This is a genomic window from Actinomadura sp. 6N118 (assembly GCF_044326415.1).
Classification (GTDB): domain Bacteria; phylum Actinomycetota; class Actinomycetes; order Streptosporangiales; family Streptosporangiaceae; genus Spirillospora.
Window position 1 is genome coordinate 158,531 of record NZ_JBIRAZ010000021.1, and the last position, 16,449, is coordinate 174,979.

Consider the following 16,449-nt stretch of genomic DNA (forward strand, 5'->3'; position numbering starts at 1 on the left):
GCGTACCGCTACCTTCGTGGTCGTGAAGTTGGTGGTGCAGGTGAAGCTGCTGCCGACGCCTGAGCAGGCGGCGGCACTGAGCGCGACCCTGCACGCGTGCAATCAGGCGGCGAACCGGGTGTCGGCCCGCGCGTACGACACCAGGGTGTTCTCCCGCGCCAAGCTGCAGAAGGCCGTGTACGCCGAGGTGAAGGCGTCGGGGTTGTCGGCGCAGCCTGCGTTGCATGTGATCCGTAAGGTCGCTGACGCCTACACCACGCTGCACGCCCAGATCGACGCCGGGCTGCTGGGTGGGGAACGCTCCCGGCGTCGCCGAAAGGCCGAGTCCAAGCCGATCGCGTTCCGGGCCGATGCGGCGCACCCGTTTGATGACCGGTGCCTGTCCTGGCAGGTCGACGCGCGCACCGTGAGCATCTGGACGGTGCACGGCCGGTTGCCGGGCATCGCGTTCACCGGGTCGGCCGCGCAGCTGAAGACCCTGGCCGAGCACCGCCAGGGCGAATCGGACCTGGTGCTGCGGGACGGCCTGTGGTTCCTGTACGCCACCTGCGAGATCGAAGAAGCCCCGCTCAACCCCGATCCCGTGGATTGGATCGGGGTGGACCGGGGGATCCACAATCTGGCGACCACCAGCGACGGGACCAACTTCCAGGGTCAGGGCCTGAAACGCTACCGGCGGGCCCAGGCCCGTCGCCGCGCCGAGCTGCAGGCCAAGAAGGCGGCCGGGTCCCGCTCGGCGGCGCGCAGGCTGGCCAAACGCACGCAGCGTGAGGCGCGGCACGCGACCAACCAGAATCACATCATCTCCAAGCAGATCGTGGCCGATGCCCAACGCACCGGACGCGGCATTGCCATCGAGCACCTCGATGGGATCCGTGACCGGGTCCGGCTCAAGCGGCACCAGCGGGCCACGCTCTCCAGTTGGCCGTTCCACCAGCTCGGCACCTTCCTGGCCTATAAGGCCCTGCGGGCCGGGGTGCCGTTCCTGCAGGTGGATCCGGCCTACACCTCGCAGAAGTGCCCCACCCCGTGGTGTGGACACGTCTCGAAGAAGAACCGCCCCACCCGGGGCCAATTTCTGTGCGTCGCGTGCGGGCTCGCTGGCCTGGCCGACGACATCGCCGCCGTGAACGTCCGCAACCGGGCGCGCACGGCGTGGGCATTTGTCACCATGCCCGACCCCGACCCCACCACCAGCCCACCCGGGCCAGGCACGGGACAAAGGGGTGATGCGCCCCAGCACCACAACCAGTGGCGACCAGGGAGCGCGACGAAGCGTGAACGGAATCACCGGGCCTCCAAGCCCGGCCGTTCACGGCCGAGAAGGTGACGAACATCCCGTTGCTGGCGATCATCTTCATCACCTACTTCGGGCTGACCTCGGTCGGGCTGAAGATGGGCGCCCTGGAGGCGGGGGCCCTGAGCCTGGTGGTGTTCTACGCGGCCTATCTGTCGGAGATCTTCCGTTCCGCGCTGGCCGGCGTGCACGACGGCCAGCGCGAGAGCGCCAGCGCCCTGGGCATGAGCAGGCTCGGCACGCTCACCCACGTGATCTTCCCGCAGGCGCTGCGGCTGGCGCTGCCCGGGACCAACACCTTCCTGGTCGACCTGCTCAAGTCGACGTCCCTGCTGGTGACCATCTCGGCGGCGGAGCTGATGACCCAGGCGCAGCTGATCACCTCCGACACCTTCCGCGCCCTGGAGGTGTACGTCGTCATCGCGGCCGTCTATTTCGCGCTGTGCTATCCGCTGTCACAGGCGCTCCTGTGGCTGGAACGCAAGGTCCGCGCGGGCGCCCCGCTGACCCTCGGCCGCCGGCGCCGACTCCGCAAGGCCCGCGCCATGCTCGCATCGGAGACCGCCGCATGAAACTCAAAAAGGCCAGATCAGGACCGGAGAACCCAGCGGACGCCGTCCCGGCGACGGCCGCCGACCCAGAGGGAAAGCCGTCCGCGACGGAACCCATCGCGGAGCCGGCCGCGGGGGAATCCGCGGGAGAATCGGTGGCGGTGCCCACCGCCGGGCCGGCGGTCGTGCGGATCAGCGGGCTGTCGAAGTCGTTCGACGGACGGCTGGTGCTCGACGACATCGACCTGGAGATCCGTGCCGGGGAGATCGTCAGCCTTCTCGGCAGCAGCGGCGGCGGGAAGAGCACCCTCCTGCGCTGCGTCAACCTGCTGGAACGGCCCGACCGGGCGACGATCGAGCTCGCCGGGGAGCCGGTCTTCTCGGGTGACCGGGCGGTGTACCGCGACCTGGCCGAGCTGCGCCAGCGCGTCGGGATGGTCTTCCAGCGGTTCCACCTGTTCCCGCACCTCACCGCGATCGAGAACGTGGTGCTCGCGCAGATGAAGGCCGCCAAGGTCAGCGAGGACCAGGCCCTGGAGACGGCCGTCCAGCTGCTGCGCCGCGTCGGGGTGGACCACCGTGCGCTGGCCTTTCCCGAGCAGATGTCGGGAGGAGAGCAGCAACGGGTGGCCATCGCGCGGGCGCTCGCGCTGCAACCGGCGGTACTGCTGTTCGATGAGCCGACCTCGGCGCTGGACCCGGAGTCGACGCGCGAGGTGCTGCGCGTCATCCGAGGGCTCGCCGAATTCGGCATGACGATGGCGATCGTGACCCATGAGGTGCCGTTCGCGCGGGAGATCTCCGACCGGATCGCCTTCCTCGACGGTGGGCGCATCATCGAGCAGGGAACGCCCGAGGAGGTCCTGGACGATCCGCAAGAAGCGCGTACCCGGGCGTTCCTGGCCTCCTACGACGGTTCGGGCCGGTGAGCGGCCTGTCCGGAGACAACAGGGCCGGCGGGCACAACGGCGTTCCGGTCGTCGTCATCGGCGGCGGCGCGATCGGCCTCTGCATCGCCTTCCATCTCCACCGGCAGGGCGTACCGGTGCACGTTGTCGACCGTGGCCCGGTCGGCGGCGGTTCGTCCCGGGGGAATGCGGGGTGGGTCTGCCTGAGCCACTCCGCTCCGGTCCCCGCACCCGGGGTCACTTGGCATGCCGCGCGTTCGATCGGACGGCCCGACTCGCCGCTGTATCTGCGTCCGCAGCCGACTCTGGCCTTCCTGCGCTGGCTCGTGATGTTCCAGAGGAGCTGCTCCCGCAAGAGCTTCGACCATGGGTACGCGGCGGTCGCCCGCTTCGCACAGAACACGTTCGAACGGTTCACGGAGCTCACCGACGACGGAGTCGTGACCACGCTGACGCGCCCCGGCCTGCTCCATGCCTTCTGCTCAGGGGAGGAGGCCCGGCGCGTACTGGAAACCCAGCGCGCCATGACCGGGGCAGGGTACGAGGTGCCCGGCGAGATCCTCAACGCGGCGGAACTGGCCGAACTGGACCCGGCGGTGGGCGGCAAGGTGACCGCCGGCTACCTCGTCCGCGGCGAGGGCGTCATCGACCCGAACGCCTTCGTGGAGTCGCTGGCCGAGCGGCTGCGCAAGGAAGGCGTGACGATCAGCGAGCACACCGCCGTCCGGGGCTTCCGCAAATCCGGCGGACGCGTGGTGGCGGTCCGTACCACCGGGGACGACATCAGGTGCTCGTCAGCGGTGGTCTCCGCAGGCGTCTGGTCGGCCGACCTGCTGCGGCTCCTGGACGTTCGGCTGCCGTTGCAGGCGGGGAAGGGCTACAGCTTCTCGGTGAAGCTCGATCCCGCCCCCGTGCACCCGATGTACCTGGGCGACAAGCACGTCGCGGTCTCCCCCATCGGCGGAACCACGCGCATCGCCGGGACGATGGAGCTGAGCGGCAACAACCGGAGGCTTGACTGGCGCCGCATCGTGGCGATCGCCCGGGCCAGCCGCGACTACCTGGGCCAGTGGTACGACTCGCCGGACGAACTGATGGCGCTCATCCACGATCCCTGGGTGGGCGGACGCCCCATGCTGCCGGACGGACTGCCCGTCCTCGACCGGGTCGCCACCACCCGCAACGCCTACGTGGCCACCGGGCACGGCATGCTCGGCATCACCCTCGCCCCCGTGACCGGCAAGGCGATGGCCGACTACATCACCACGGACCGCCGTCCGGCCGACCTTGAACCGTTCCGCAGCGACCGCTTCGCCGGCCTCACACTCCACCGCCGCCGCGAAACCGGAGAACCCCTCTGATCGACCCACCGAAGCGGGTGATGGACTCCACCGTTGGTGAAGATCGTTACTTGCGGACTACGCTCCTGCCCCAAAACGGCATATTTGGAGCACCTCATCGACACCGACCAGCGGGCGTTGTCCGCCTTGTTTTGTTCCTCCGCCCTGGCCGACTGGCGTCCGGTGCTGGCCTCGGCCGCCGACCGTTTCGAGGAGGCCCTGTCGGAAGGGCCGTTGCCCTCGCCGCTCGTCGCGGCGCTCCTGGAGGAGCACCGCATCGATTGCCTCAAACAACTGGCGTCCAACAAGGACACCCTCGGCGACGACCTCGACTTGCAGGCCCGCATCGCCGCGACCGGTCATCCGGATGTGGCGCGCGCCATCAACTTCGGCAGGCCCAACTATCCCGACACGAACTGGTGGCCGTTGCGCGGCCGCCGCGCGGTGCTGGCCGCCGCCCGGCCACACGAGGACTGGACGAAACCGGCAGGCGTCCTTGCACACCTCGGAAACAGTCCAACGCGCCGACGCCGCGCCCTGGTGGTGTGCCCGGTGGGACGGTCCGCGCGCACGACGCTCATCGACATCTCCTCCGAGCTCACTCGCGCCGAGCAGTTGCGCGGGCTGCTCACCGTCCACGACCACGACGGTGGCCTCGCGACGCTGGGCCATCTCAACCAGAACAAGTTCCGTCCGAAGGTCGCCGAGGTCCTGCGCACCGTCCTGGCCAACGGCGACACCGCCGCGTTGCGCGACGCGGTGACCGTCGCCGAGGGCACCGAAGGCCTCATCGAGGAACTCTACGAGAACGATCCGTGGCACGATTCCCTGGAGTTCCCCCTCGACATGGTGGGACTCCGCGACCGCATCGACTGGGATGCGGTCCGGCGCGCGCACGCGGACCGCCCGTTCGGGAAGTACTCGCTGAAGGCCCTGGCGACGCGCTCCGACTGCCCCGAGGAACTGCACCCGCCCTCGCCTCCAGCGAAGATCCACACCAAGGACGAGTCCGGACTGCCCGCGCTGGTCGCCGAGCACCTCGGCAACGACGTCGGGGCCTGGCGCGAGGTCCGCGACCGCCTTTCCCGCTTCAGCGGAGACATCGCCGAGCTGCTGGCCGAGGCCGCCAAGGCTGCCAAGGCCTCGGGGAGCAAGAAGGCGGCGGCCACGTGGCCGGGCGCGGGCGAACTGCCCGCCTGGGACCGCGCCGCCTCCGTCTCGGGAACGCGGGCGAAGTTCGTGACCCTGCTGGACGCCGCGGCTGTCGAGACGCACCTGGTCCTGCTGAGGCACCTGGACGACCGCACGGTCGGCGACCTGTTCGGCCAGGGTGTCTGGCGCGACGAATGGCTCGACTTCGCGATGGAGGCCAAGCAGAAGCGCTACCGGCTCGCGCTGGCGCAGCGGCCGTCGCTCACTTCGGAGGCCATCGAGGTGTTGATGAGCCGGAACGATCTGGCTGTCAACGCCCGGCTGTTCCTGCGGACCGGCACGACGGGCCCACAGCGGGAACGGCTGCTGTCGGGACGGCTGAGCAAGGACCTGGTCGAGCGGCTGATGGAGCGCGACGGCGGGTTCCGCGCCCGCGACGCGATCAGTTGCTCCAACGTGCGGCTGCAACGACGCATCCTGTCGCATGTCCGCGTGCGTGGCATCACCCCGCAGCTCCGCCTGCTGCTCAACCTGTGGGAACGCGGCGGCCCCAAGGCGGTGCGCGGCCTGCTCGACAAAGAGCCGAAGGGGAAGACGTTCTCCCGCAACGTCATCCGCCGCGAGGTGCGCAAAACCGTCACCAAACTGCTGGCCCAGCAGGACGCCGTCGCGGCACTGGAGGAACTGCGCGCCACCGTCGCCGCCGCCGAGACCGCCGAGGCCCAGATCGCCGAACTGCGAACGCAGGGCAGGCATCCTTCGGCGGACGTGTTCCGCGAGGCGCACCTGTGGCACTGGGACGAGATCATCGCCGAACACCGGCGCAAGCCGTTCGGCATCGTCGTGCTGCTCGGCCTGGCCGAGATTCCCGAGTGCCCACAGGAGATTCGCGCCGAGGCCGACCGGCGGCGGTGGCGCTGGATCGAGTACACGAACTCCGTGATCGAGGGCGAGACTCCCCAGGAGATCCTCGGCGACAACAGCGCAGGCTCGTGGCTATACGGCGCGGTCCGCGCGGGCGCGGTGACCTGGGAGCAGGTGGTCACGCTCGCGCACCCGGCCGACGCTGCGCTCGCCGCCATGACCAGCCCGGAAGCCCGGGCGGCCGTCACCCCGCTGGTACGCGACCACCTCGACCCCGCCCGCGAGCCATGGATTCTCGCGCTGCGCATGCTCCCAGGCTTCACCGGAACAGTCGCCGAACTCCTCCAAACCGCCGCCGCCGCGACAAGCCAGAGACCGGCGGCACCCGCGCGTAGCGGGGACACCCGCGCGTAGCGGGGGCACGTCATGCCAACGCCCGAGTGACGTTGGCATGACGTGCCTGGACTCCTCCGGGGTGAGATCCGGTCAGCAGCAGCGCGTGCCGGGGTTCTCCATCTGCTGCTCCGTCCGCCGGCGTTCGTAGTCCCGCCGGGACAGGGGCGGCTCGTGGGAATGCTCGCTGTGCCGGGCGAGGTAGCGGTCGTAGCCGGCCGCGCCCGTGAGTTCGCGGACGTACCACCGCGCGAAGCGCAGCACCGAGCGCGGGGTCACGCGGGGCCCGCGCATGCACCGAGCCCGCAGAGCGTTTTCGTGGGGGTGAGTCATGGCCGTTCCCCCTCGCCCGTGCCCGCGCCGACCTCCGCCAGTTGACGGTGCTCCCCGTTGGAGGCGAACAGCCCGGCCGGGGCGGTGATGGTCGACACCATGTAGGGGGCCTCCGAGATCGGCAGCGGCTCGCGCGAGCGCACGGCGCGCCAGCACACCAACGCCGCGTTCCCGATCACGAGGATGACCAGCAGCGCGAACATCGCCGCCAGGACGCCGTCGACGGTGGAGTTGGTGACGATGGTGTGCATCTCGTCCATGTTCTTGGCCGGGGGGAGCACCTTGCCCGCCTCGATCGCGTCGGCGTACTTCTCGCGCTGGGCGAAGAAGCCGATCCGGGGGTCGTCGTGGAAGACCTTCTGCCAGCTGGCGGTCAGGGTGACCGCCGCGTCCCAGGCGAGCGGCACGCCGGTGACCCAGGCCCACCGGAGCTTGCCGCTCTTGATCAGGATGGTGGTGGCGAGGGTGAGGGCGATGGCGGCGAGCAGCTGGTTGGCGATGCCGAACAGCGGGAACAGCTGGTTGATGCCGCCCAGCGGGTCGGTGACACCGACGTAGAGGAAGTATCCCCAGGCCAGGACGATGACCGCGCTGGTGGCCCAGAGGCCCGGCTTCCAGCTGACCCGCCCGAGCGGCTTCCAGACGTTGCCGAGGGTGTCCTGCAGCATGAAACGCCCGACGCGGGTGCCCGCGTCGACGGTGGTGAGGATGAACAGGGCCTCGAACATGATCGCGAAGTGGTACCAGAACGCCTTGAGGGCCCCGCCGCCGAACACGTCGGACAGGATGTTCGACATGCCGACCGCGAGCGTGGGGGCGCCACCCGTCCGGGCGATCAGGCTCTGCTCGTGGACCGCCGCGGCCGCCGTGCGCAGGTCGTCCGGAGTGATGGAGAAACCCAGGTTCGTCACCGCCGCCGCCGCGCTTTCGGGTGTGGTCCCGAGCATGGCGGCCGGGGCGTTGAGGGCGTAGTACAGCCCCGGGTCGAGGATGGATGCGGCGATCAGCGCCATGATGGCCACGCCCGACTCCATGAGCATGGCGCCGTAGCCGATCAGGCGGACCTGCGACTCCTTCTCGATCATCTTCGGGGTGGTGCCGGAGGCGATGAGGGCATGGAAGCCCGACAAGGCGCCGCAAGCGATGGTGATGAACACGAAGGGGAAGAGCGACCCGGAGAACACCGGCCCCAGGCCGTTGTGGGCGAACTTGGTGACGGCCTCGTTCTGCATCTGCGGCGCGGAGATGATCACCCCGACGGCGAGCAGCCCGATGGTGCCGATCTTCATGAACGTGGACAGGTAGTCGCGTGGGGCCAGCAACATCCAGACCGGCAGCACGGAGGCGACGAACCCGTACACCACCAGGCAGATCACCAGGGCCTCCGGGGAGAGGGTGAAGGCCTCGGCCCAGCTGGACTCCTCGACCCAGCCACCGCCGACGATGGCCAGCAGTAGCAGCACGACCCCGATCGCCGAGGTCTCCATTACCCGGCCCGGCCGAAGTACCCGCAGATAGAAGCCCATCAGCAGGGCGATGGGAATGGTCATCGCGATGGAGAACGTGCCCCACGGGGAGTCGGCCAGCGCCTTGACCACGACCATGGCCAGGACGGCCAGCAGGATGATCATGATGGCCAGCACGGCGATCAGCGCGGCCGCGCCGCCCACCGGACCGATCTCCTCGCGGACCATCTGGCCCAGGCTCTTGCCGTCGCGGCGCAGCGAGAAGAACAGCGTGACCATGTCCTGGACCGCCCCGGCGAAGATCACCCCGACGACGATCCAGATGGTTCCGGGCAGATACCCCATCTGCGCCGCGAGCACCGGCCCGACCAGCGGTCCGGCACCGGCGATGGCGGCGAAGTGGTGGCCGAGGAGCACCCGCCGGTCGGTCGGCTGGTAGTCGATCCCGTCGTCCAGCCGTTCGGCGGGGGTGGCGCGGCGGTCGTCGACGCCGAGGACCCGCCGGGCGATGAAGCGCGAGTAGAAGCGGTAGGCGATCGCGTACGAGCCGAGCGCGGCGACGACCAGCCAGATCGCCGAGACGCTCTCGCCGCGGGACAGGGCCAGGACGGCCCAGGCGACCGCGCCTGCGATCGCGACCGTGCTCCAGACGAGCACCGACCTGAGGTTGATCTTCGAGCGGGGCCCGCTGGGGCCGCCGGGGGTGCCGGATCTGGGCATGAGTGATCCTCCTGAACTCGGGCAGGGCAAGGCAGGACCACGCGCGGTGCCTGTGGTGGGGTCGGGCGATGAAGGCCCGGGCGCGGTCCTGTTGAGGGTGTGGATTGAGGGGTAAGAGGTGCGGCCCCGCTAGCGCGGCCGGGCCCGCTAGCGCAGCTGGCCCCGCTAGCGCGGCTGGCCCCGCTGGCGCGGTCGGCCCGCTAGCGCGGCCGGTGGCGCTTGGTGTGCTCGCGCGGCGGCCGGTCCCGGGGGCCGCGCAGCAGGTATGCGGCGACCATGAACACGACGCTGCCCGGTACCCACGCGAACTGGTACCAGTAGAACGACCTCACTCCGGCGACGCTCGGCACGTGATGGGCGTACCAGGGCATGCACACGAGCGCCACGACCGGAACCGCCAGGCAGACGCCGGCGGCGACCTGCCGAGCGGGCCACCGTCGTCGTGCCGGCCGATCTGGCTTCGGCCCCCGTCGTGCCGGCCGAGTCGGCTTCGCCATCGCGCCCTCCGGAGTGTTCTGCGGTCTTGGTGCAGAGTTGCCGGTACACGGCCCACGGTTGACGCCGAAATTAGAAATATTTCGCGGATAAAACATGTCAACCGAAAGTGTGAACTGCGCAACTCTTACGCAATGAAGCCCGCAGTGGAGGCGGTGGCGGATGATCGAGCCGGCGAGTGCGATCGCCTTCCTCGCCGTGCTCGTCGGCACTTCGCTGCTCGCGGTGGCGGCGCGCTGGTTCCGGCCCGCCCCCGAGCTGCCCACGCTGGAGAGCTGGGCGCTGGCCGACCGCCGGTTCGGCGCGCCGACCACCTGGTTCCTGCTCGGCGGAACGATCTACACCGCCTACACCTTCGCCGCCGTGCCTGGCCTGGTTTACGGCACGGGCGCGCTCGGCTTCTTCGCCCTGTCCTACACCGTGATCGTCTATCCGCTCGCCTACGTCCTGTGGCCGCGACTGTGGACGATGGCCAGCCGGCACGGGTACATCACGGTCGCCGACTTCGTCCGCGGCCGCTACGGATCGCCGGGGCTGGCGCTCGCCGTCGCCGTCACCGGTGTGCTGGCCACCATGCCCTACATCGCGCTGCAGCTGGTGGGCATCCGGGCGGTGCTGGCCGCGGGCGGGCTGTATCCGCGCGGGGCGACGGGCGACCTCGCGCTGGTCGCGGTGTTCGCCGTGCTCGCGGTGGCGACCTACCGGCACGGGCTGCGTGCACCCACGATCATCTCGCTGGTGAAGGGCACGGCGATCTTCTGCTCGGTGCTGGCGGTGTGCTTCCTCGTCCTCGACCGGCTCGGCGGGCCGGGGCCGATGTTCGACGGCGCGGAGCGCGCGCTGTCGGCGGGCGGGCCGAGCCGCGCCTCGCTCACGCTCGCTCCGGACATGTTCCCGGTGTACGCGAGCCTCGCGCTCGGATCGGCCATGGCCCTGCTGATGTACCCCCACGTGCTCACCGCGGCCTTCGCGGCGTCGGGACCGGACGCGCTGCGTCGTGCCTCGATCGCGCTGCCGGCCTGGACCGCGGTGCTGGGGCTGTTCGCGATTCTCGGGGTGGCGGCGCTCGCGGCAGGCGTCCAGGCCCCTCCGGGCAACGCCGAGGCAGCGGTACCGCTGCTGGTCCAGGAGCTCACGCCGGCGGCGCTCACCGGCCTGGTCTTCGGCGCGCTCGCTGTGGGCGCGCTCGTACCGGCGGCCGTCATGTCGATCGCCGTGGCGACGCTGTTCGTCCGCAACATCTACGTTGAGTACTTCCACCCGAACGCCACGCCCAAGCACCAGACCCGGGTCGCGCAGCTGGTCTCGCTGTGTGCCAAGATCGGGGCGGTCTGCTTCGTGTTCGGGCTCCGCAACCAGGACTCCATCAACCTGCAACTGCTCGGCGGCGTCTGGATCCTGCAGACCTTCCCCGCCGTCGCCATCGGGCTGTTCACGCGCCGGCTGCATCACACGGCGCTTTTGGCCGGCTGGGCGGCCGGCATGGCCGCAGGCACCCTCATGGTGGTGAGCAGCGGTTTCTCCTCCGTCGTGCCCATCGGCCCCGACGGCTGGAACGTGCAGGTGTACGCCGCTTTGGCCGCCCTTACACTCAACTTGTCCATCGCGGTGATTCTCACTTTCATCTTGGACAGGGTGGGCGTACCGCGTGGTCGTGACCTGACGACCCGGACACCGCCGAATCGGTGGTCCGGGGCGGAGACGATCTCATGACCGGAATCACGCAAGGCCAGGCGCCGGAGATCGCCGCCGCGGAGGGCTCCGTCGCGCATGCCCCGCCGGTGATGAACGTCCCGCCTGTGGTGAACGGGCCCCCCATCGTGAGCCCGACCCCAGCGGCCCAGGGTGAGGACGAACCCTTCCCGTCCGATCTGCGCGACGTGGACCGGGAGGCCGCGCTGACCCAGTTGTTCGACACCCACTACACCGGCCTGCTGAGGCTGGCCGTGCTACTGGGCGCCGACGACGCCGAGGACATCGTCTCCGAGGCCTTCTGCCAGCTGCATCGCCGATGGAACCGGCTGCGCTCGGCCGAGGCCGCGCTCCCCTACCTGCGGTCGGTGGTCTGCAATCTCACCCGGATGCGGCTGCGCCACCTGCAGGTCGTCCGCAAGCACGCGGACTGGACGGCGGATTCCGAGCAGTCGGCGGAGAGCGTCGCCATGCTGCACGACGACCAGAGAGCCCTCATCGAGGCGCTGCGCCGGCTGTCCGCACGGCAGCGAGAGACGCTGGTGCTGCGATACTGGCTCGGTCTGCGCGAAAGCGACATCGCCGCGGCGATGGGCATCTCCTGTGGCGCCGTCAAGGTGCACACCGCCCGCGGGATGACCGCCCTAACCAAGATCATGCAGGAGCGACGATGACCGGTCGGCCGGTGGACACCGAAGATCAGCTGCGTATGGCCCTCGACACCCTGGCGGGCGGGGTGCAACCCGCTCCAGACGCCTACCGGCGGGTCCAGCGCGAATGGCGCCGCCGTGAGCGCAAACGACGCCTCACCCTGGCGATCCTGGCGGCCGTCGTGTTCGCCCTGGCCGACGCGGCAGGCCTGTGGGCCCTCAACCACATGCCCGAACAGCCGCACGTCATCTTCAACGACCCGGCACCGGCGCAGCCCCCAGCCATGCCTCCCGGCTCGCCGTAGCGGCGTGGGCCAGGACCATCGACGTCGCTCGATCCGGATCTGGCTCCGCGCCCCAGTCGCATGATCCTCAAACGCTGTCCAGCGTGCTGCCGGCGGCGTGGCCGGCGCCTATCTGCGGAGCGCCTCGGTCGTGGTGCGGGCGAGAGTGACGAGCTGATGATGGCGAGTGGCCGGCCAGGACGCTAGAGGCTCTGCGATCGCCGTGCTGACTGCCTTCCTGAAGCGCGTGACCAGTTCCGCGCCCTGATCGGTGACGAACACCTTGGTCACCCGGCGATCTTCGGCATCGGGCCGGCGTCGTACCAGCTCACGCCGTTCCAGGCGATCGACCAGGCCGGTGATGTTGGTCTTGTCGCAATGCAACTGGCTCGCCAGCTCGCCGTGGGTCAGCTCCTGGGGAGCCACCGTGGTGAGCAGTTGGGCCTGCTGAGGAGTGAGCCCGAGCTCTCGGCTCGCAGCGGCCCTGATTCCCTCGATCACGCAGCACAGTTCGAGCAACGCTTCTGCGAGTTCCGGATCGTGTGCTGGGTGGCTCATGAGCAGAGGGTACTTGACAGTCCATGACATCAACTATTTAGTCTGTGACGCCAACAGTCCACATCATCGACTAAATGAGGCGCCATGCCATCGAACGCCACCGACCGGGTAGCGGTTGTCACCGGGAGCTCACGAGGGATCGGCCGAGCGACCGCGCTGCGGCTGGCCGCCGGTGGGGCGGCCGTCGTCGTCAATTACCGCACCGACGCCGCCTCGGCGAAACAGGTGGTTGCCGACATCGAGGCAGGCGGCGGTCGCGCCATGATGACGCGCGCGGACGCCGCCGACCCTGGGGAATTCCGCATGCTGCTCGACGCGGCCGAGCAGCACTACGGCGGCCTGGACGTGCTGGTGCACAACGCCGCCGGATTTGTGCGGAGTCCCCTGGCCGCCGCCACCGACAGCGATTACGAGCACGCCTTCTCGCTGAACGCCCAGGCCACCTTCGTCGCGCTGCGCGAGGCCGGGCACAGGATGCGCGACAGCGGCCGGATCGTGTTCATCTCCTCGGTGGCCACTCGTTTCAACCCGCCGGGCGAAGCCCTGTACGCGGCCAGCAAGGCCGCCGGTGAGCACCTCGTCCGCACCTTTGCTCGTGAGATCGGCTCGCGCGGCATCACCGTCAACAGCGTCTTGCCCGGACCGACCAACACCGATGGGTTCGCGGCGGCCTCGGCTCCGGTTGAAGCGCTCATCGCCCAGACCCCACTCGGCCGATTGGGCGAGCCAGAGGACATCGCCGAGGTCGTCGGCTTCCTCGTCTCCGATGCGGCCAGGTGGATAACCGGTCAGAGCATCACCGTCGATGGGGGCCTGTCCTGACGCGACACCGGCCGGGCCTTCATGGACCGCACAGTCGGCTCCGTCCAGACCTGAGTGCAGGGAACCGCGATGTGCATGATCGCGTCCTACGCAGGACACGGGACGGCTGGGGCAGAGGAGACCGATGAGTACGCAGCTCACGATCTACAGCGTGGGTATCCAGAGCGTGGCCGGCTGGATTCAGCGTCCCGCGCCCGGCACGGTGGAGATGAGCCGCGAGCGCGCCGCGGTCATCGACGCGCGTGGGGAGATGGAGGCGTCTCGGACGGTGGTCGAGGCCGTCGACGACATCTTCGGTGGTCGTCCCAAGGACCCGGGGGCTGGCGACGCCTATGCGTGCGTATGGCAGGACGTGATCGAGTACGGCGAGTCGACCCGCTTCGATTTCGGGCCGCTGCGGCTGGGCGCGCAGTACTTGCAAGAGGCGAGCGAGGAGTTCGAGAGTGTCGGCGTGCCGCGTGAGCTCACGCCAACGGGGTTCATGTACGACAACCCGTTCACCAGCACGCCGCAAGCCAAGCACGCGCCGGTCATCGGGCATGTGACGGCCGCGCGGATGCCGCAGATGCGCCAGGTGTACGGCGCGATCGTTGACCAGGTGGAGGCGGCCGAACTGGTCAAGGTCCTGTTGGCCGCGGTGGACGAGACGCTCGACTTCAACACGTTCGCACGCGGGTTCCCTGATGGACCGCTACCGCTGCGGGACCTGGTCACCTTCTACGGCTGACCGCGCCAGGGCCCTTTTCCCGTTGCCGTCGCGGACGGCCTGACTTCAACGGTGGATGGTCTGCGAACCGAAGCCGCCCGCCCACCCCCGCCGGCCCGCTGACGCCGCACTGATCATTTGAGTCCAAGACCGTTTCCTCGACTGCACTACAGGCGTCGCCGGTACCGTCTGCGGCCGCTGACGGACGGCTCAGCGCCCGGTTTCACCGTGCACGGCATCGCCGCAGGCCTGCACGTGCTGATCAGCATGCCGCACGGCGGCCCCACCGAACGGGACGTTCTGCGCGAGGCGGCGGTCCGCCGGTCAAATCTCTGCGTTCAGTGCGTCGTTCATGGAGTCGAAGGCGCCGCGGACGCATCGGGGCAGCTGTGCCGGATCGCAGTCGGGAAGCCACTGGTCGTACGCGCAGCGCCATGCGGCGACGCAGAACTCCAGCGCGAGTCGCTGTTGGAGGGTGTCCGGGGTGGCGAGCCGTTGCTTGATCTCGCTCTGGATCTCGTCGCAGTGCCGCAGCGAGTATCCGTTCAGCGACGGTGACTCCTCGATCAGTTTCAAGGTGGCCGCGAAGCGCGGATGCCAGGTGCCTCCCATGCGGTCGAGGGCGACCAGCATCGTGTCACGGAACACGTCGACCAGGCGCCCTGACTGCTCGCGCTCGCCCAGGGCCGCCAGGAACGTGCTCCACAACTCCTTGACGGCGGTGAGGGCCACGTCCTCCTTCGAGCGGTAGTTGCGGAAGAAGGTCCGACGCGACACCTCCACCCGTTCCAGCACTGCGTCCAGCGGCGTGCTGTCGAATCCCCGCTCCGCGAAGAGCGCCACAGCGGTGTCGGCCAGCGCCTGACGGGTGCGCAGCTTCTTGCGCTCCCGCAGGGAGGCGGGCTGGGCGGGGGGTGGCTGGTGGGCGGTCGTCACCGGTCCAGCATAGCCAGACCGCTCCAACCAGGCATGTGCTACGTTGACGCAAATGCCACACTATGGCACTTTCTGGTGAAGGAGACAGACCTGTGCGTGCCCTTGTTGTCGACCACAGCGCCCCGGCGCACCTCACCCTGACCGACGTCCCCGAGCCGATACCCGCGCCCAGCGAGGCGCTGGTGCAGGTCGAAGCGGTCTCGCTCAACTACGGAGAGGTGAGCGACGCCGCCGACCCCAAGGCCCCGGAGGGCACTGTGATCGGCTGGGACGCGGCCGGCACCGTGGTCCGGGCCGCGGCCGACGGAACGAGCCCCGCAGCCGGAACCCGTGTCGTCACCGTGGGGGTGACCGGCTGGGCGCAACTGCGCGCCGTGCCGGCCGCCCGCCTCGGCGTCGTTCCGGACGATGCGGATCTCGGCGCCGTCAGCACCGTCCCGGTCGCCGGGCTGACCGCGCTTCATGTCCTGCGCCGCATGGGCCAGCTGATGGGCCGCCGGGTCATGGTCACCGGTGCGTCAGGCGGGGTCGGCCGCTACGCGGTCCAGCTCGCCGCCCGCGCAGGGGCCGAGGTGGTGGCGATCAGCAGGAATCCGTCCCGGGCGGACGAACTGCGCACCCTGGGGGCGCATCAGGTCCACACCGATCCCGCCACGGTCGAGCAACCGGTGTTCGGCGTGCTGGACAACGTCGGCGGCCAGCATCTGGTGGACGCCTTCAACGCCATGGAGGCCCACGGCACGCTGGTGAACGTGGGGCGGTCGTCGGGTGCCGACTCCGTCCTTCCCCCGGAGGCCCTGCTGGCCGCCGGTGGACGGCACGACCGCTCCATCCGAACCTTCCACCTGTACGGCGAGCCGGCCGCGGACTTCTCCGCGGACCTGACCTGGCTGGCCGCCGAGGTCGCCGCCGGCCGCCTTGACCCCGGGATCACCTGGCGCGGTCCGTGGACCCGTTACGCCGAGGCGGCGCAGACCCTGCTTGACGGCCGCCTGCACGGCAAAGCGGTCCTCGACATCGCCTGAAGCGAAGGAGTCGCGGGACACGGCGTCCGAATCCAAACCCTCGCACTCGGCACGTGACCCCGGGGACGCGGGCCATCGCTGGGAAGCAACGACGGGCTGATCGACCACGCAACGTCGTCACCCGTGGCTGCCTTCGGCGGGTCGAGTGGTGAGGTCCTCTGAGTTCAGGATGGTGGCGAGGTGGTGGATGCCTTCCTCGATTTGGTGGGGCGTGAGCCTGCTGTAGGGGTGCAGCCGGAATACGCCAGGAAGGGGCC

The 16,449-nt window shown here is 69.7% G+C and carries 16 protein-coding genes; 11 read left to right on the forward strand and 5 right to left on the reverse strand.

The features are described from left to right. Positions 1 to 22: 22 nt before the first annotated feature. The 5 genes from ACH34W_RS41435 to ACH34W_RS41455 all read left to right on the forward strand — a co-directional run bounded on the left by ACH34W_RS41435 (position 23) and on the right by ACH34W_RS41455 (position 6,526). Complete coding sequence (locus ACH34W_RS41435) at positions 23 to 1,330, forward strand: RNA-guided endonuclease InsQ/TnpB family protein (protein WP_395966676.1); 1,308 nt, start codon at positions 23 to 25, stop codon at positions 1,328 to 1,330. Further along, entirely contained in the window at positions 1,327 to 1,869 is a 543-nt protein-coding gene (locus tag ACH34W_RS41440; RefSeq protein WP_395966677.1) for an amino acid ABC transporter permease, read from the forward strand. Before ACH34W_RS41435 ends, ACH34W_RS41440 begins: the two co-directional genes overlap by 4 nt. After that, entirely contained in the window at positions 1,866 to 2,777 is a 912-nt protein-coding gene (locus ACH34W_RS41445) for an amino acid ABC transporter ATP-binding protein (protein ID WP_395966678.1), read from the forward strand. Before ACH34W_RS41440 ends, ACH34W_RS41445 begins: the two co-directional genes overlap by 4 nt. Then, positions 2,774 to 4,117, forward strand: a complete 1,344-nt coding sequence (locus tag ACH34W_RS41450; protein ID WP_395966679.1) for an NAD(P)/FAD-dependent oxidoreductase — start codon at positions 2,774 to 2,776, stop codon at positions 4,115 to 4,117. Before ACH34W_RS41445 ends, ACH34W_RS41450 begins: the two co-directional genes overlap by 4 nt. 84 nt (positions 4,118 to 4,201) lie before the next feature. Next, positions 4,202 to 6,526: a hypothetical protein gene (locus ACH34W_RS41455; RefSeq protein WP_395966680.1), complete on the forward strand. Its 2,325-nt coding sequence runs from the start codon at positions 4,202 to 4,204 to the stop codon at positions 6,524 to 6,526. Positions 6,527 to 6,598: 72 nt separating this feature from the next. Here ACH34W_RS41455 and ACH34W_RS41460 read toward each other — a convergent pair whose 3' ends face one another. The 3 genes from ACH34W_RS41460 to ACH34W_RS41470 all read right to left on the reverse strand — a co-directional run bounded on the left by ACH34W_RS41460 (position 6,599) and on the right by ACH34W_RS41470 (position 9,521). Then, the gene (locus ACH34W_RS41460) at positions 6,599 to 6,799 is read right to left on the reverse strand and encodes a CstA-like transporter-associated (seleno)protein (protein ID WP_395966681.1); all 201 of its coding nucleotides are present in this window, start codon (positions 6,797 to 6,799) and stop codon (positions 6,599 to 6,601) included. A 35-nt stretch (positions 6,800 to 6,834) separates the two neighbouring features. Next, positions 6,835 to 9,024, reverse strand: coding sequence for a carbon starvation CstA family protein (locus tag ACH34W_RS41465; RefSeq protein ID WP_395966682.1), 2,190 nt, complete (start codon positions 9,022 to 9,024; stop codon positions 6,835 to 6,837). 200 nt (positions 9,025 to 9,224) lie between these two features. Next, the gene (locus ACH34W_RS41470) at positions 9,225 to 9,521 is read right to left on the reverse strand and encodes a DUF3311 domain-containing protein (protein ID WP_395966683.1); all 297 of its coding nucleotides are present in this window, start codon (positions 9,519 to 9,521) and stop codon (positions 9,225 to 9,227) included. Positions 9,522 to 9,681: 160 nt separating this feature from the next. On the opposite strand from ACH34W_RS41470, the gene ACH34W_RS41475 reads away from it, so the two are divergent. From ACH34W_RS41475 to ACH34W_RS41485, 3 genes are read left to right on the forward strand one after another with little or no spacing between them, the layout of a single operon-like run. After that, positions 9,682 to 11,232: a sodium:solute symporter gene (locus tag ACH34W_RS41475; RefSeq protein WP_395966684.1), complete on the forward strand. Its 1,551-nt coding sequence runs from the start codon at positions 9,682 to 9,684 to the stop codon at positions 11,230 to 11,232. Further along, a complete protein-coding gene (locus tag ACH34W_RS41480) occupies positions 11,229 to 11,885 on the forward strand; it encodes an RNA polymerase sigma factor (protein WP_395966685.1) in 657 nt (218 codons plus the stop codon). Before ACH34W_RS41475 ends, ACH34W_RS41480 begins: the two co-directional genes overlap by 4 nt. Next, the gene (locus ACH34W_RS41485; protein WP_395966686.1) at positions 11,882 to 12,166 is read left to right on the forward strand and encodes a hypothetical protein; all 285 of its coding nucleotides are present in this window, start codon (positions 11,882 to 11,884) and stop codon (positions 12,164 to 12,166) included. Before ACH34W_RS41480 ends, ACH34W_RS41485 begins: the two co-directional genes overlap by 4 nt. A 108-nt stretch (positions 12,167 to 12,274) precedes the next feature. Here the strand turns inward: ACH34W_RS41485 and ACH34W_RS41490 are convergent, their stop codons facing one another. Continuing rightward, complete coding sequence (locus tag ACH34W_RS41490; protein ID WP_395966687.1) at positions 12,275 to 12,703, reverse strand: MarR family winged helix-turn-helix transcriptional regulator; 429 nt, start codon at positions 12,701 to 12,703, stop codon at positions 12,275 to 12,277. An 84-nt stretch (positions 12,704 to 12,787) separates the two neighbouring features. Here ACH34W_RS41490 and ACH34W_RS41495 point away from each other — a divergent pair, with 84 nt between their 5' ends. Both ACH34W_RS41495 and ACH34W_RS41500 read left to right on the forward strand, forming a co-directional pair. Beyond that, entirely contained in the window at positions 12,788 to 13,525 is a 738-nt protein-coding gene (locus tag ACH34W_RS41495) for an SDR family oxidoreductase (RefSeq protein ID WP_395966688.1), read from the forward strand. Between the two features lie 124 nt (positions 13,526 to 13,649). Further along, positions 13,650 to 14,252, forward strand: a complete 603-nt coding sequence (locus tag ACH34W_RS41500) for a hypothetical protein (protein ID WP_395966689.1) — start codon at positions 13,650 to 13,652, stop codon at positions 14,250 to 14,252. A gap of 303 nt (positions 14,253 to 14,555) precedes the next feature. On the opposite strand, the gene ACH34W_RS41505 is transcribed toward ACH34W_RS41500, so the two are convergent. Further along, positions 14,556 to 15,167, reverse strand: a complete 612-nt coding sequence (locus ACH34W_RS41505; protein WP_395966690.1) for a TetR family transcriptional regulator — start codon at positions 15,165 to 15,167, stop codon at positions 14,556 to 14,558. Between the two features lie 92 nt (positions 15,168 to 15,259). Here ACH34W_RS41505 and ACH34W_RS41510 point away from each other — a divergent pair, with 92 nt between their 5' ends. Next, positions 15,260 to 16,192 carry a zinc-binding dehydrogenase gene (locus ACH34W_RS41510; protein ID WP_395966691.1) on the forward strand — a complete coding sequence of 311 codons (933 nt, stop codon included), beginning with the start codon at positions 15,260 to 15,262 and terminating at the stop codon, positions 16,190 to 16,192. Positions 16,193 to 16,449: the final 257 nt, after the last annotated feature.